This window comes from Chromobacterium vaccinii, assembly GCF_000971335.1.
Taxonomy (GTDB): Bacteria; Pseudomonadota; Gammaproteobacteria; order Burkholderiales; family Chromobacteriaceae; genus Chromobacterium; species Chromobacterium vaccinii.
Map to the genome: position 1 here is coordinate 22539 of NZ_JZJL01000037.1, position 14791 is coordinate 37329.

Sequence of the window (14791 nt, forward strand, 5' to 3'; positions counted from 1 at the left end):
TCGAGGCAATCAGGCCTTGCTGGCGGCCAGCTCCTGATATTCGGCGATCTGGTCGAAGTTCAGGTACTGGTAAACTTCGGCGCTCTTCTCGTTGATGATGCCGATATTGGCCTGATACTCCTCCACGGTCGGGATCTTGCCCAGCTTGGAGCAGATCGCGGCCAGTTCCGCCGAGCCCAGGAACACGTTGGAGTTCTTGCCCAGACGGTTCGGGAAGTTGCGGGTGGAGGTGGACATCACCGTCGCGCCTTCGCGCACCTGCGCCTGGTTGCCCATGCACAGCGAGCAGCCCGGCATTTCCATGCGGGCGCCGGCGCGGCCCAGCACGCCGTAGTGGCCTTCCTCGGTCAGCTGCTTGGCGTCCATCTTGGTCGGCGGAGCGACCCACAGCTTGACCGGGATGTCGGCCTTGCCTTCCAGCAGTTTGGACGCGGCGCGGAAGTGGCCGATATTGGTCATGCACGAACCGATGAACACTTCGTCGATCTTGGTGCCGGCCACTTCGGACATGAATTTCACGTCGTCCGGGTCGTTCGGGCAGGCGACGATAGGCTCTTTCACATCGGCCAGGTCGATGTCGATCACGGCGGCGTATTCGGCGTCGGCGTCGCCCTTCAGCAGCTGGCCGTTGGCGATCCACTCCTCCATCGACTTGATGCGGCGCTCCAGCGTGCGCGCGTCTTGATAGCCGTCGGCGATCATGGTCTTCATCAGCGTGATGTTGGAGCGCATGTACTCGGCGATCGGCTCCTTGTTCAGGTGCACGGTGCAGCCGGCGGCGGAGCGCTCGGCGGAGGCGTCGGTCAGTTCGAACGCTTGCTCGACCTTCAGATCAGGCAGGCCTTCGATTTCCAGGATGCGGCCGGAGAAGATGTTCTTCTTGCCGGCCTTGGCCACGGTCAGCAAGCCTTGCTTGATCGCGTACAGCGGGATGGCGTTGACCAGGTCGCGCAGGGTCACGCCCGGCTGCAGCTTGCCCTTGAAGCGCACCAGCACCGATTCCGGCATGTCCAGCGGCATCACGCCGGTGGCGGCGGCGAAAGCCACCAGGCCGGAGCCGGCCGGGAAGGAAATGCCGATCGGGAAGCGGGTGTGGCTGTCGCCGCCGGTGCCGACGGTGTCGGGCAGCAGCAGACGGTTCAGCCAGCTGTGGATCACGCCGTCGCCCGGGCGCAGCGAAACGCCGCCGCGGGTGGAGATGAAGGCCGGCAGTTCCTTGTGCATCTTCACATCCACCGGCTTGGGGTAAGCGGCGGTGTGGCAGAACGATTGCATCACCAGGTCGGCGGAGAAGCCCAGGCAGGCCAGGTCTTTCAGCTCGTCGCGGGTCATCGGGCCGGTGGTGTCCTGCGAGCCGACGGTGGTCATCTTCGGTTCGCAGTAGGTGCCCGGGCGCACGCCTTTGCCTTCCGGCAGGCCACAGGCGCGGCCGACCATCTTCTGGCCCAGGCTAAAGCCTTTGCCGGAATCGACCGGCGCCTTGGGCAGGCGGAACACGGTGGAGGCCGGCAGGCCCAGCGCTTCGCGCGCCTTGGAGGTCAGGCCGCGGCCGATGATCAGGTTGATGCGGCCGCCGGCGCGCACTTCGTCCAGGATCACTTCGGACTTCAGCTTGAATTCGGAGACGACGGCGCCGTTCTTCTCGATCTTGCCGGCGTACGGGTAGACGTCGATCACGTCGCCCATTTCCAGCTTGGACACGTCCACTTCGATCGGCAGCGAGCCAGAGTCTTCCTGAGTATTGAAGAAGATGGGCGCGATCTTGCCGCCCAGGGTCACGCCGCCGAAGCGCTTGTTCGGCACAAACGGGATGTCCTGGCCGGTGGCCCATACCACGGAGTTGGTGGCGGACTTACGCGAGGAGCCGGTGCCGACCACGTCGCCGACGTAGGCGACCAGGTGGCCCTTCTTCTTCAGATCGTCGATGAATTGCATCGGGCCGCGCTTGCCGTCTTCTTCCGGCTTGAAGGCCGCGTCGGCGCGGGTGTTCTTCAGCATCGCCAGGTAATGCAGCGGGATGTCCGGGCGGCTCCAGGCGTCCGGGGCCGGCGACAGGTCGTCGGTATTGGTTTCGCCCGGCACCTTGAATACGGTGACGGTGATTTTCTGCGCCACTTCCGGGCGACTGGTGAACCACTCGGCGTTGGCCCAGGACTCGACCACTTCCTTGGCGACGGCGTTGCCCTTGTCCATCTTTTCCTTCACATCGTGGAAGGAATCGAACATCAGCAGGGTTTTCTTCAGGCCGGCGGCCGCGATTTTGGCGACGGACGGATCGTCCAGCAGATCGACCAGCGGCTTGATGTTGTAGCCGCCCAGCATGGTGCCGAGAAGCTCGGTGGCCAGCTCGCGCGAAACCAGCGGCGACTTCACGCCGCCTTCGGCGACGGCGGCCAGGAAGGAGGCTTTGACCTTGGCGGCGTCGTCCACGCCCGGCGGCACGCGGTGGGTGATCAGGTCGACCAGGATGCTCTCTTCGCCCTTGGGCGGATTTTTCAGCAGTTCGACCAGTTCTTCGACCTGCTTGGCGGACAGCGGCAGGGGCGGAATGCCCAGCGCGGCGCGCTCGGCTACGTGCTGACGGTAAGCTTCTAGCATGACTCGGGACCTTCTTGGCTTTAGGTTGTCGCAGGCCTGGCGGCGTGCCGCCAGTCTCCACTTGCTGGGTCTGCATCGCTCCGCGCGCTTCGCGCCGGAATATGCACTTTGTAGTGACTGAAGATTACGCTTTTCGGCGCTTGCATACAAACGAGTAATCGCAACATGGATTGTGAGATAAAATCACAACATGAGCACTTATCCTCCTCTTAACTCATTGCGCATTTTCGAGGCCGCGGCAAGGCTGGAAAGCTTTTCCGCCGCGGCGGGCGAACTCTTCGTCACTCATGGCGCTGTGAGCAAACAGATTAAGCAGCTGGAAGATTGGCTGGGCGTGCCGCTGTTCGAGCGCAGCGGCGGCCGCGTCAGGCTGACCGACGCTGGTTGGCGCTATCTGGTGCAGGTGCAGGACGGCCTTGACCTGATCGCCAATGCCACCGCCCAACTGTTGCAACCCAACCGCCAGCGGCGGCTATCCATCAATTCCACGCCCACTTTCGCCGCCTACTGGCTGCTGCCCAGGCTGGAGCGCTTTCGCGAGCGCTTTCCCGACCTTGAGCTGCATCTGGCCACTTCGGATCGCGATCTGAGCCGGCTGGATTCGCCGTTCGACATCGCCATCCGCCGCGGCCCCGGCGATTGGCCAGGCCACATCGCCAAGCCATTCCTGAAGGAATGGGAGCTGCCGTTGTGCAGCCCGGCGCTGCTGGACACGCTGCCGCTGAATCGCCCGGATGACCTCACCACCCATACGCTGCTGCACGCGGACACTCGCCCCACCGCCTGGCCGCGCTGGCTGACGCTGGCAGGCGTTCCCGAACTGAAGCCGGCCAGCAGCATGCATTTCGACAAGTTCTCCCTGGCGCTGCAGGCCGCGATAGATGGACTGGGCGTGGTACTGGGGCCCATGCCGATGGCGCAGGCGCTGATAGACGCGGGCCGGCTGGTGTCTCCGCTGCCGGCGCCGGTGGTGACAGTGCGCGACTATTGCTGGGTGGCGCCGCGCATGTCGGCGGAGGATGCCGCCGTGGCGACCTTCTGCCGCTGGCTGGAAAGCGAAGCGGACAAAGCCGGGACTTCGCCGCGCTGAGCCCGGGCTTGCCTCTGCATCGTTTCGGCCAGTACAATCGGCGCAAGCGGAGATGGCATGCCTCCCGTAACCGCCTCGCAAAGAGGCTGATGATGCCTACAGTATTCCTGGACCGGGAAGCTGTAGGCCTGCGCCTCAAAGCATGCCCGTCCAGACGATTGCCATCACAACGCATTGGACGCCCATGAAATACCCTCTTCTTCCGGAAAGATTTTCCACCCTGCCCCATATCGGGAAATGGCTGCTTTTGTCCGCGCTGGTCGCCGCGCTGACTGGCAGCGCCTCCGCCCTGTTTCTGTTTTCGCTGGATTGGGCCACGCAAACCCGCCTGAGCCACCCCTGGCTGATCTGGCTGCTGCCGCTGGCCGGCTTCATGGTCGGCTTGGCCTACTGGCGGCTGGGGCGCGAGGTGGGGGCCGGCAATAATCTGTTGATCGACGAGATTCACGATTCGAAAAAAACCATTCCGTTGCGGATGGCGCCGCTGGTGCTGATCGGCACCGTCGCCACGCATTTGTGCGGCGGCTCGGCCGGCCGGGAAGGCACTGCGGTGCAGATGGGCGGCGCGCTGGCCGACCAGGTGCACAAATGGCTGCCCTTGCTGCGGGAGGACCGTCGCATCCTGTTGATGGCCGGGATCAGCGCCGGCTTCGCCTCGGTGTTCGGCACGCCGCTCGCCGGCGCGATCTTCGGCCTGGAGGTGCTCGCCATCGGCCGTCTGCGCTACGACGCGATTTTGCCCTGCCTGGCGGCTGCCATTCTCGGCGACCAGATCGGGCAGCTCTGGGGCGTGCATCACACGCGCTACCGGATTCCTTTCATTCCAGCGGCCAGCGCTTGGGGGCTGGGCGCTGCGGTGCTGGCCGGCGCCGCCTTCGGACTGGTCGGCAAGCTGTTCGCCGAGTCCGTTCATGGCTTGGCCAGCGGCTTCAAGCGCTTCATCGCCTTCGCGCCGCTGCGGCCGCTGATCGGCGGCGGCGCGGTCGCGATCGCAGCCTCGCTGATGGACGCGCAGGCCTATCTGGGCCTGGGCATCCCCACCATCGTGTCCGCCTTCCTGCAGCCGCTGCCGGCGTACGACTTCGCTGGTAAGCTGGCGTTCACCGTGGCGACGCTGGGTTCCGGCTTCAAGGGCGGAGAAGTCACGCCGCTGTTCTACATCGGCGCCGCGCTGGGCAACGCGCTGGCGCCGTGGCTGCATCTGCCCTTCCCCTTGCTGGCTGGCATGGGCTTCGTCGCGGTGTTCGCCGGCGCGGCCAATACGCCGCTGGCCTCCACGGTGATGGCGATGGAGCTGTTCGGGCCGGAAATCGGCGTCTACGCCGGGTTGGCCAGTGTGGTCAGCTATTTATGCTCGGGACACTCCGGCATCTACCGCTCGCAGCGGGTGGGCGTTGCCAAGCGGCGCGGCGTGCCGGAGAACATCCGGCTGGCGGAGTGGCCGGCATTGCGCCGCGCCGCCAGCCAGAAGGCGCGCGCGTCCGAGCGCGGCGCCGGTTAGCGCGCCGGTCCGGGAGGCAGGCCGATCAGCTTCACTTCCATCGGCGCGGTGTCCCGCGGCAGCCACTTGTTATAAGTGCGCTTGTAGGTGCCGTCTTTCTTGATCGCCGCGAAGCCGTCCTGCCAGCGCTTGACCTCTTCGGCCGGCGTGCCCCGGGAAAAGGCCAGGTAAAGTTCCAGCGACTCCAGCACGCGCACCACCTCCACCGCATCGGCCGGCTGATGGATGTCCTTGAGCACGGAGGCGACGACGAAACCACCCTCCACCCACATGTCATACCTGCCCATCAGCATCTTCTGCGCAGTCACCTGGGGCGTCGGCGCCAGGTCCACCTCGACGAAGCCTGCGGCGGAGGCCGCGTCGGCGAAGATGCTGCCGCGGTAAGCGCCAACCGGACGCTGGTAGATGCCGGCGCCCAGCGCCAACAATTTGGATGCCTCTCCCTTGCGCGCCAACAGCACGGTTTGCGACACCGCGATCGGCCCCAGCAGCGTCATCTGCTTCTCCCGCGCCTCGCTGCGGCCGACGGTAAACAGCATTACGCCGGGACTGGTCAGCAGCTCCTTGTAGCCGCGCGCCCAAGGCACCACGTCGATCGGGCTGTTGTCGTGGATGCGCGCCTGGATCTCGCGCACCACCTCTACCGCCATTCCGTCGGCGATGCCATTGCGTTGGAAGGTGATGGGCGGCCACTCCTCGGTGTAAATGGTGATCGCCGGCGCCCGGGCCGACCAGGCGGACAGGCTGAACAGCAACAGGACAAGGGCGCGGACCGGCATGGCATTCTCCTACGTATAACTATCATTTTCTTGATAGCCGCTGGCCGCCCCGGCTGCCGGCTTATTCGTTATAATGCCGCGTTGTGCCGTCAATCCGACGGCATTATCATTCGCGCACCTACCCAGCCTAAGGAACGTCATGAGCCGCATCACCCTCTCCCGTTTTCTGATCGAACAACAGCGCAAGGCGGGCACGCTGCCGCCGGAATTGCGTCTGCTGATCGAAACCGTGGGCCGCGCCTGCAAGGCCATCAGCTATTCGGTGAACAAGGGCGCGCTGGCCGACGTGCTGGGCGAAGCCGGCACCGGCAACATTCAGGGCGAGGCGCAGAAGAAGCTGGACGTGATCGCCAACGACTTCCTGCTGGACGCCAACGAATGGGGCGGCAGCCTGGCCGCCATGGCGTCGGAAGAGATGGAGCTGCCTTACCACATCCCGGGTGAATACCCGAAGGGCGAATACCTGTTGATGTTCGACCCGCTGGACGGCTCGTCCAACATCGACGTCAACATATCGGTCGGCACCATTTTCTCCATCCTGCGCTGCCCCGAGGGCGTGACGCAGCCGACCGAGTCTGACTTCCTGCAGCCCGGCACCCGCCAAGTCGCCGCCGGCTATACCGTCTACGGCCCGCAAACCATGCTGGTGCTGACCTTCGGCAGCGGCGTGCACGGCTTCACGCTGGACCGCGAGCACGGCTCCTTCGTGCTGACCCATCCGGACATGAAAGTGCCGGAACGCACCGCCGAATTCGCGATCAACATGTCCAATATGCGCCACTGGGAAGCGCCGGTGCGCCGCTACGTGGAAGAGATGCTGGCCGGCGCGACCGGTCCGCGCGGCCGCGATTTCAATATGCGCTGGGTGGCGTCGATGGTGGCCGAGGTGCATCGCATCATCACCCGCGGCGGCATTTTCATGTATCCGAAGGACGCGCGCGATCCGTCCAAGGCCGGCAAGCTGCGCCTGATGTACGAAGGCAATCCGATGGCCTTCATCATCGAGCAGGCCGGCGGCGTCGCCACCAACGGCCATCAGCGCATCATGGACATCCAACCGACCAAGCTGCACGAGCGCGTAGCGGTGTTTCTGGGTTCCAAGGAAGAGGTGGATCTGGTGACGCGCTACCACGCCGAGCAGCAATAAGCGCCAACTTCGCTCGAAAAAGCCCGCGTTCTGCGGGCTTTTTCTTTGACTCAGTCGAACAGCGATCCCTGCTGGGGCGGATTCGGAATTTCGCCTTCCGCGCGCATCCTCTCGGCGGCGAAGAGCTGCAGAAATGCCCTGGCCTGCTCGGGATTGCGGCAGTGCAGCCACTCCTGGTGCAACGCCGCGGGGATGATGACCAGCGAGCGCTTTTCGTCGCCCGGCCGGTGCATGCGGCCCATCACCCCGTGGCCGTCGGCGTTGATGGTGATCTGGGTGAAGGCCAGGCTGATCGAGCCGTCCGCCTCGCGCCATTCCCGCCACAGGCCAGCCACCGCGAACGGCGCGCCATCGGCCATGCCGATCTTGGTGCGCACCGCCCGCCCGCTCTCGTAGCAGGGTTCGTAGAAGGCTTGCATCGGCACCAGGCACAGCTGGCAGTTGCGCCAGGCGTCGCGGTAGCTGCGCAGTTGGCCTATGGTTTCGGCGCGCGCGTTCATGGTGCTCAGCCGCACGCCTTCAGGCAGGTGGCGTTTGGGGACAAAACCGTAGCTGGCCATTCGCAGCCCGTCGCGGGTCAGGATGGGCGCCAGATAGTCTTGCCAGGTTTCATCCTGCCATTGCCATTCGCCCGGATCGCAGCCGAACCATTCGCGCAGCTGGCCGCGGCTGGGCGGGGTGAAATTGACGCACATGTTCTCTTTGCCGGATTTTGTGGCACACAATGATACCGCGCCGACGACTGCCGGGCGATGCTTGGTCAGAGAGCCTCTTTGGAAAGTCATGACATGCCCCCATGTCATTCCTTCCACTCCCAAGCCAGGAAGCGAACGATGATAGACCTCTATTACTGGACCACGCCCAACGGCCACAAGATCACCATCTTCCTTGAAGAGGCCGGCCTGCCCTACCGTATCGAGCCGGTCAACATCGCCACCGGAGATCAATTCAAGCCGGATTTCCTGCGAATCGCGCCCAACAACCGCATTCCGGCCATCGTGGACCATGCGCCGCAGGGCGGCGGCGAGCCGATCGGCCTGTTCGAATCCGGCGCCATCCTGCTGTATCTGGCCGACAAGACCGGGCGCTTCATTCCGCAAGATTTGCGCGGCCGCAACGAGGCATTGCAGTGGCTGTTCTGGCAGATGGGCGGCCTGGGACCGATGGCGGGCCAGAACCACCATTTTTCCCAGTACGCGCCGGAGAAGCTGCCGTACGCGATAGACCGTTACGTGCGCGAAACCGCCCGCCTCTATCGCGTGCTGGACACGCATCTGTCCGATGGCCGCGATTTCATCGCCGGAGAATACTCGATCGCCGACATGGCAAGCTATCCGTGGATCGTGCCGCATCAGCGCCAGCAACAGAATCTGGACGATTTTCCGTCTCTCAAGCGCTGGTTCGACCGCATCGCCGAACGGCCCGCCGTGAAACGCGCCTACGCGCTGGCGGAAACCATCAATACGGCGCCCTCGGTCACCGACGCCTCGCGCGCCATTCTGTTCGGCCAGGACGGCAAGCCGCGAGGCGGCTGAGCCTGACCCGCGCCCCGTGCCCATCAGCGGCGGCCCGCAGGCCGCCGTTTTGATTGGTTGTTGCTAGTGCGAGGCCATCGTCTCGCCGCGCCGCTCATGGCTGAAGCGGATCAGGATCGCGATCGCCAGCGCGACGAGACCGGCGACGATGGCCATGGCCAGGCCGTAGTCGCCGCCGTTGGTCTTGGCCATATGGGCTTGCAAGGGGCTGTTGACCGAGGCGAACAGATTGCCCAGCTGGTAGACCAGGCCGGGAAAGGTGGCGCGCACCGCCGCCGGCGATATTTCATTCAAGTGGGCCGGAATCACGCCCCACGCGCCCTGGACCGAAATCTGCATCAGGAACGCGCCGATGGCCAACAGCAGCGGCGTGCTGGTGAAAGCCCATAGCGGCAATACCGGCAGCGCGAACAGCGCGGCCAGCGTGATCGCGTTGCGCCGGCCGATTTTCTCGGACAGGCTGCCAATGGCCAAGCCGCCGACGATGGCGCCGACATTGAGGCAGATGGCGATCATCTGCACGGTATGCGGATCGAACTTATGCTGCACGCGCAGGAAGGTTGGATACATGTCCTGGGTGCCGTGCGAGAAGAAATTGAAGCAGGTCATCAAGATGATGGCGTACAGCGACAGCCGCCATTGGGCCGATATCGCCTGCAGCAAGCCGGGCTTTTCGTGATGGCGCGAAGCTTCCCAGCTGGGGCTTTCCGGCACGTTGCGGCGGATGTACAGCGTCAGCAGCGCCGGCAACAGGCTGAGCATGAACATGCCGCGCCAGCCTATGCGCTCGAACAGCTGCCCGAATGCCAGAGTCGCCAGCAGGTAGCCGCTGGGATAGCCCGCCTGCAGCAAGCCGGAGACGAAGCCGCGCGACTCCTTGGGTATGCTTTCCATGGTCAGCGAAGAGCCTACGCCCCACTCCCCGCCCATCGCCACGCCGAACAAGGTGCGCAGCACCAGCAGCGCCATCAGGTTGGGCGCGAAGGCGGAGGAAAATCCCAGTATCGAATACAGCGCGATATTGGCCATCAAGACCGGCCTTCGGCCGAAGCGGTCGGCCAGCCGGCCGAATATCAGCGCGCCGATCGGCCGCGCAGCCAGCGTCAGCATGATTGCCCAGCTGACCGCCTCGATGTCGGCTCCAAACTCCTTGGCGACATCCTTCAGCACAAACACCATCAGAAAAAAGTCGAACGCGTCCAGGGTCCAGCCCAGATAGCAGGCGAACACTGTTTGCTTCTGCTCCTTGCTCCAAGCCATGCCTCTTCTCCAGCTCTAGTTATTGTCAGCTCATCCATTCATGATAAATGTATTTCATGCGGAGGCCTGGCATCGCAAAAAATAGCAACAAACTTCCACGCGCGATGCGGCGTCACGCAAGCCCAGGCCAATGTTCGCGCGCCCTGGCGCGGTGATGAAGAAATATCCATGCGCGCTTGCCGATTGACTAATCTGGGAGCACGGCAGGATGAACTGTGGGGGTAAAAGGAATGAGAATTCATCGCGCGTTTCTTGGGCTTGCCTGCTGTATCGCGTTGACCTCATGCGGGGGCGGAGGGGGCGGAAGCGCAAGCACTGGCTCCGCCACGCTGTCCGGCACGGTCGCCGTCGGCGCGCCGATGCAGAGTGCCACTCTGACGGTGCTGGGAGCCAATGGCCAGACCGCCAGCGTCAGCGTCAATAGCGACGGCAGTTACAGCAACCTAGACATCAGCGCGCTGACTGCGCCCTTCCGCCTGCAAGCCTGCGGCCTGGTCAATGCGGTCTATACCTGTCATTACGCCGTAGCCCAAAGCGCAGGCACCGCCAATGTCACGTCACTGACCACTGCGCTGGTCACGCTGGCCGCCGGCAGCGACGCCGCCAGCATCATGAGCGCCGGCGCGCCATCCGCCAGCGCGCTCAACAACAGCCAGCAAACACTCCAAAACGCCTTATCGCAAGTGCTGGCCGCATCTGGCCTCAATAGCGGCGCCGATCTCACCACCACAGCCTTCAGCGCCAACCGCACCGGCATGGACAAGGTGCTGGACGCCATCGCCACCAATACCGGGACCAACGACGGGCATACCTTCGTGCAACTGGAAGGGCGCTTTGGCAGCAGCAATTTCTACGCGGACAATAGCGGCAGCCAATCCGGCAGCCTGAGCGACAGCACCTTGCTCAACGGGCTGAGCTTGGACCTGACCAGCATCAGCCAGATATTCGCCGCATTGAATAGCGCCGCCGGCAGCAGCAGCGCCAGCGCCTGCACTACCGTGCTGAACAACAGCGCCAGCATGCTGGATCCGCAGTTCACGCTCAGCATCAACCAGCAATCCCTCAATACCAGCAATTTCGCGTCGCAAATCTGCGGCTTCCTGTCCCAAGGGGGCCTGCTCGGCGGCAGCGTCGCCAACCCCACGCTGCGCGATTGCGACTTCTCCGGCAGCGACAAAACCTGCACAGTCGGCTTCGATGTCATCAACGGCAGCACAGTGCAAGAAGGCGCGGAAATGGCGGTGGTGCTGCGCAACGGCGCCACGGCATGGAAACTGCTGGGCCAGGCGTCACCCTATGAAATCCATGTCAACGCCAATGCGCAGCGCACGCTGCGGGTTGGCATCAGCAATCCGCAACCCAGCTATTACCGCGCGATTTCGTTTGACATCAGCACCAGCGCCAGTGGCGTGAGCAACGCCGTTCAATCCGCCAAGGTTTACCAACGCAACGCCGCCGGCACCGGCTGGGACGGCACGCCCATCGCTACGCTCAGCAACGCCGGCTGCAGCAGCCAGCCCAGGCTGACCATGCAAGGCAGCACTTGCGGCAGCACTTGGCTGGGACTCGACAGCTTCAACAATGGCAGCCTGGCATCCGGCGACGCTTTGATCTCCGCCTTCTTCCAGCGCGGACGGAGAGTGAAGATCGACCTGTACTCCGACAATGCCTTCAGCAGCCTGCTCGCCAGCGTCATCACCCGCGTGGATGGCGTGCCGCCGCAATCGTCCCAGCTGGCGACGCTGCCTTGGCTGACCCTGGACAGCGCCAGCCAGAGCGCGTTGGCCAACTATGCCAGCGCCCAAGGCGGCACCTTGAGCTTCTCCTGGACCGGCAGCAATAGCGTCGTCCCGCATGATGCCTCATTCTGCAACGCCGGCAACTGCAACAGTCCGGTGCAAATCGATCTGAGCGGCAAACTGGGCAGCGCCGGCAGCGCCAGCTTCAACCTGTCCAGCCTGACGCTGGCCGCCAGCGACTACAAGATGATCGCGCTGTACGGGCGAGACCGCAGCAATCTAGGCTTCGAAAGCAATTATGTCAGTTGCATCAACGGCAGCAACGGCTGTCCGTGATCGGGCGCCGAGCCTGAGCAGGCGCTGATTGTCCGATCCCCGCCAGGGTTTGCTTGTCGGCAGATCCTGGCGGTAGCGGCCGTCTATCAGCACGTCGACGAACTGCAGAATCTCCAGTTCCCGGACCTCTTCGTAGTCATAGCCGGTCCATAGCCAGATGTTCTTGTCCGGATAGCGCTGCTTGAACATCCGGCACAAGGCCAGAATCTCGTCGCGGTTGGCCGGCAGCAGCGGGTCGCCGCCGGACAGGCTGAGGCCGTCGTGGCCGGCGCAGCGGCTCAGCAGTTCTTCCCTGGCCTCCGGCGTGAACGGCCGCCCGCTCTTGCGATCCCAGGTCGAGCGGTTGTGGCAGCCGTCGCAGGCGTGCGCGCAGCCGGTGACGAAAAGCGTGACGCGCACGCCCTCGCCATTGACCAGGTCGCAAGTGTAATAGCGATCGTAATTCATCCCGCGCTCAGTGTTCGCCGCCGAAGTGCTTGACCCGACGCATCACTTCTTTCTGCTTGCCGGCATTGAACGGGCGCGAATTGGGGCTGCCCAGGTAGCCGCACACCCGGCGCGTCACCGACAGCGAGGCGCTGTCTCGGTTGCCGCACTGCGGGCAGCAGAAACCGTCCGCGTCCGCCTTCGCCTCGCCCATGAAACCGCAGGCGCCGCAGGAATCCACCGGCGTGTTGCTGCCGAAATAAGGCACCCGCTCCAGCGCGTAATCCCAGATGCGCTCCAGCGCCTGCAGGTTGTGCTTCATATTGGGCAGTTCGACATAGGTGATGTGGCCGCCGGTCGCGAGTTCGGCATAGCCGGCCTCGAAGTCTATCTTTTCGAATGGATTGACCTTGCGGAAGACATCCAGATGGAAGGAGTTGGTGTAGTAGCCCTTGTCCGTCACCTCGGCGATATCGCCGAAGCGCTCCCGGTCCAGCTTGCAGAAGCGGTGACACAGCGACTCGCTGGGCGTCGAATATAACGAGAAGCCGAATCCGGTTTCGCGCCGCCATTCCGCCGCCGCCGCATTCATGCGGGCGACCACTTGGCGCAGGAAATCGCGGATCTCCGGGCTGTCGGCCGGGTGCGAGCCGAACAGCAGCGTGCCCACCTCGTGCAGGCCGATATAGCCCAGCGAGATCGAGGCGCGGCCGCCCTCGAACAGCGTCATGATGTCCTCGTCCGGCTGCAGCCGCATGCCGAACGCGCCCTCGGTGTAGAGAATCGGCGCCACGTTGGCCTTGACGCTCCGCAGCCGGTCGAGCCGCAACATCAGCGCGCGAAAGCACAGGCCGAGGCGCGAATCCAGCAGCGTCCAGAATGCCTGCGCATCGCCTTGCGCTTCGATGGCGATGCGCGGCAGATTCAGGCTGACCACGCCCAGATTGTTGCGGCCGTCCAGCACCTCCCTGCCCGCCCCGTCCTGCCACGCGGGCAGGAAGCTGCGGCAGCCCATCGGCGAAACCGGCGTCGAGGAACCGGTGATGCGCCGGTTCAGCTCGGCGGATATGATGTCCGGATACATGCGCTTGGATGTGCACTCCAGCGCCAGCTGCTTGATGTCGTAATTGGGGTCTTCAGGCCGCAGATTGACGCCCTTGTCGATGAACATCACCAGCTTGGGGAAAACCGGCGTGATGCCCTCCTTGCCCAGTCCCTTGATTCTCACTTTCAGGATGGCCTGCTGGATGATGCGCTCCTCCCAGGCTGTGCCCATGCCGAAGGAGAAGGTGACGAAAGGCTGCTGGCCGTTGGAGCTGAACAAGGTGTTGATCTCGTACTCGCAGGCCTGGATGCCGTCGTAGCACTCTTTCTCCGTGCGCTCGCGCGCATAGCGTTCCGGCTCGGCGATGCCGTACTGCTCCGCCACGTCCAGGTTCTTGCGATAGCTTTTCAGCACGTAGGGCGCCAGCGTCTGATCGATATTCGGGATGGTGGTGCCGCCGTATTGGTGGCTGGCCACCTGGGCGATGATCTGCGCGGTGACTGCGCAGGCCACGCCGATCGAGCGCGGGCTTTCGATCTGCGCGTTGCCCAGGCGGAAGCCCTGCTCCAGCATGCCTTGCAGATCCACCAGGCAGCAGTTGGTGAAAGGCAGGAACGGCGAATAATCCAGATCATGGAAATGGATGTCGCCGGCGTTGTGGGCGCTCAGGATGTCTTTGGGCAAAAAATTGCCGGCGAACTGCTTGGAGACGATGCCGGCCATCAAGTCGCGCATCACCGGGAAAACATTGGCGTCCTTGTTGGCGTTCTCGGTGGTGGCTTCCTCGTCGGTCTTGTGCACCAGCCCCATCAGCTTGGCGTGCAGCTCGGAGCCGCGGGCGCGCACCGTTTCGCGGTCGTGGCGGTATTCGATATAGACGCGCGCCACTTCCGGGTAGCGCTGCATCAACGCGTCCTCCACCCGTTTCTGGATAGCTGGGATGTCCAACCGGCCGTTCTGGGCCAGCTCTCGGCATTCGCGCTCCACCTGGGCGGCGATTTCCAATGCCAGCCTGGCTGGCTCCGCATGCCCGGCTGCCGCTGCGGCCCGCTGGCAGGCGTTGGCGATCTTGCCGATGTCGAATCCCACTACCGCGCCGTCGCGCTTGCTCACTTGCAGCATCGCCTGGTTCTCTCCTGACTCTTGGCCAATTCCGGCCATATAGAACACGCCTGCGCCAAGCAGGCCCTGAAATCGTCAATACTGTAGGCGATTTATTCAGGTAGCGGGCTGGTTTTTCTTCAAAATATGGTGGCTGAACTTGAGTGTGATCAATATATTGTGCCCATCGTCTAAAAATGAGGCAACAACGGCTCTGGTTGCAATTGCCATCGA

General features: G+C 63.8%; 11 protein-coding genes and 1 riboswitch. Of the genes, 5 read left to right on the forward strand and 6 right to left on the reverse strand.

The genetic code is table 11. The features are described from left to right. Window positions 1-9: 9 nt before the first annotated feature. Window positions 10-2598, reverse strand: coding sequence for a bifunctional aconitate hydratase 2/2-methylisocitrate dehydratase (acnB, locus tag VL52_RS16820; protein ID WP_046158116.1), 2589 nt, complete (start codon window positions 2596-2598; stop codon window positions 10-12). A 190-nt stretch (window positions 2599-2788) separates the two neighbouring features. On the opposite strand from acnB, the gene gcvA reads away from it, so the two are divergent. Continuing rightward, complete coding sequence (gcvA, locus tag VL52_RS16825; RefSeq protein ID WP_046158117.1) at window positions 2789-3688, forward strand: transcriptional regulator GcvA; 900 nt, start codon at window positions 2789-2791, stop codon at window positions 3686-3688. A 39-nt stretch (window positions 3689-3727) separates the two neighbouring features. Continuing rightward, a riboswitch (Fluoride riboswitch) is annotated at window positions 3728-3794 on the forward strand. 78 nt (window positions 3795-3872) lie between these two features. Further along, window positions 3873-5189, forward strand: a complete 1317-nt coding sequence (locus tag VL52_RS16830; protein WP_046158118.1) for a voltage-gated chloride channel family protein — start codon at window positions 3873-3875, stop codon at window positions 5187-5189. Here the strand turns inward: VL52_RS16830 and VL52_RS16835 are convergent. Continuing rightward, the gene (locus VL52_RS16835; RefSeq protein ID WP_052729368.1) at window positions 5186-5968 is read right to left on the reverse strand and encodes a substrate-binding periplasmic protein; all 783 of its coding nucleotides are present in this window, start codon (window positions 5966-5968) and stop codon (window positions 5186-5188) included. The genes VL52_RS16830 and VL52_RS16835 overlap by 4 nt on opposite strands. A gap of 139 nt (window positions 5969-6107) precedes the next feature. Between VL52_RS16835 and VL52_RS16840 the strand changes: the two genes are divergently transcribed. Beyond that, complete coding sequence (locus tag VL52_RS16840; protein ID WP_046158119.1) at window positions 6108-7115, forward strand: class 1 fructose-bisphosphatase; 1008 nt, start codon at window positions 6108-6110, stop codon at window positions 7113-7115. Window positions 7116-7165: 50 nt separating this feature from the next. On the opposite strand, the gene VL52_RS16845 is transcribed toward VL52_RS16840, so the two are convergent. Continuing rightward, window positions 7166-7810, reverse strand: a complete 645-nt coding sequence (locus VL52_RS16845) for an SOS response-associated peptidase (protein ID WP_046158120.1) — start codon at window positions 7808-7810, stop codon at window positions 7166-7168. A 138-nt stretch (window positions 7811-7948) separates the two neighbouring features. On the opposite strand from VL52_RS16845, the gene VL52_RS16850 reads away from it, so the two are divergent. Next, window positions 7949-8650: a glutathione binding-like protein gene (locus tag VL52_RS16850; protein ID WP_046158121.1), complete on the forward strand. Its 702-nt coding sequence runs from the start codon at window positions 7949-7951 to the stop codon at window positions 8648-8650. Window positions 8651-8713: 63 nt separating this feature from the next. Here VL52_RS16850 and VL52_RS16855 read toward each other — a convergent pair whose 3' ends face one another. Further along, window positions 8714-9910, reverse strand: coding sequence for an MFS transporter (locus VL52_RS16855; RefSeq protein WP_046158122.1), 1197 nt, complete (start codon window positions 9908-9910; stop codon window positions 8714-8716). Window positions 9911-10269: 359 nt separating this feature from the next. On the opposite strand from VL52_RS16855, the gene VL52_RS16860 reads away from it, so the two are divergent. Continuing rightward, window positions 10270-11985 (forward strand): hypothetical protein, encoded by a 1716-nt coding sequence (locus VL52_RS16860; protein ID WP_046158123.1) that lies wholly within the window; start codon window positions 10270-10272, stop codon window positions 11983-11985. Here the strand turns inward: VL52_RS16860 and nrdG are convergent. Together nrdG and nrdD are read right to left on the reverse strand one after the other, a co-directional pair. Beyond that, complete coding sequence (gene nrdG / locus VL52_RS16865; RefSeq protein ID WP_046158124.1) at window positions 11929-12432, reverse strand: anaerobic ribonucleoside-triphosphate reductase activating protein; 504 nt, start codon at window positions 12430-12432, stop codon at window positions 11929-11931. The genes VL52_RS16860 and nrdG overlap by 57 nt on opposite strands. A gap of 7 nt (window positions 12433-12439) precedes the next feature. Beyond that, window positions 12440-14578: an anaerobic ribonucleoside-triphosphate reductase gene (gene nrdD / locus VL52_RS16870; RefSeq protein WP_052729369.1), complete on the reverse strand. Its 2139-nt coding sequence runs from the start codon at window positions 14576-14578 to the stop codon at window positions 12440-12442. Window positions 14579-14791 lie beyond the last annotated feature (213 nt).

Excerpts from the sequence above, each read along its gene's own strand:
- VL52_RS16830 (WP_046158118.1), top strand. The coding sequence starts at position 3,873 with ATGAAATACCCTCTTCTTCCGGAAAGATTTTCCACCCTGCCCCATATC.
- VL52_RS16855 (WP_046158122.1), bottom strand. The coding sequence starts at position 9,910 with ATGGCTTGGAGCAAGGAGCAGAAGCAAACAGTGTTCGCCTGCTATCTG.
- VL52_RS16835 (WP_052729368.1), bottom strand. The coding sequence starts at position 5,968 with ATGCCGGTCCGCGCCCTTGTCCTGTTGCTGTTCAGCCTGTCCGCCTGG.
- gcvA (WP_046158117.1), top strand. The coding sequence starts at position 2,789 with ATGAGCACTTATCCTCCTCTTAACTCATTGCGCATTTTCGAGGCCGCG.
- VL52_RS16860 (WP_046158123.1), top strand. The coding sequence starts at position 10,270 with ATGCAGAGTGCCACTCTGACGGTGCTGGGAGCCAATGGCCAGACCGCC.
- nrdD (WP_052729369.1), bottom strand. The coding sequence starts at position 14,578 with ATGCTGCAAGTGAGCAAGCGCGACGGCGCGGTAGTGGGATTCGACATC.
- nrdG (WP_046158124.1), bottom strand. The coding sequence starts at position 12,432 with ATGAATTACGATCGCTATTACACTTGCGACCTGGTCAATGGCGAGGGC.
- VL52_RS16845 (WP_046158120.1), bottom strand. The coding sequence starts at position 7,810 with ATGTGCGTCAATTTCACCCCGCCCAGCCGCGGCCAGCTGCGCGAATGG.
- acnB (WP_046158116.1), bottom strand. The coding sequence starts at position 2,598 with ATGCTAGAAGCTTACCGTCAGCACGTAGCCGAGCGCGCCGCGCTGGGC.
- VL52_RS16840 (WP_046158119.1), top strand. The coding sequence starts at position 6,108 with ATGAGCCGCATCACCCTCTCCCGTTTTCTGATCGAACAACAGCGCAAG.
- VL52_RS16850 (WP_046158121.1), top strand. The coding sequence starts at position 7,949 with ATGATAGACCTCTATTACTGGACCACGCCCAACGGCCACAAGATCACC.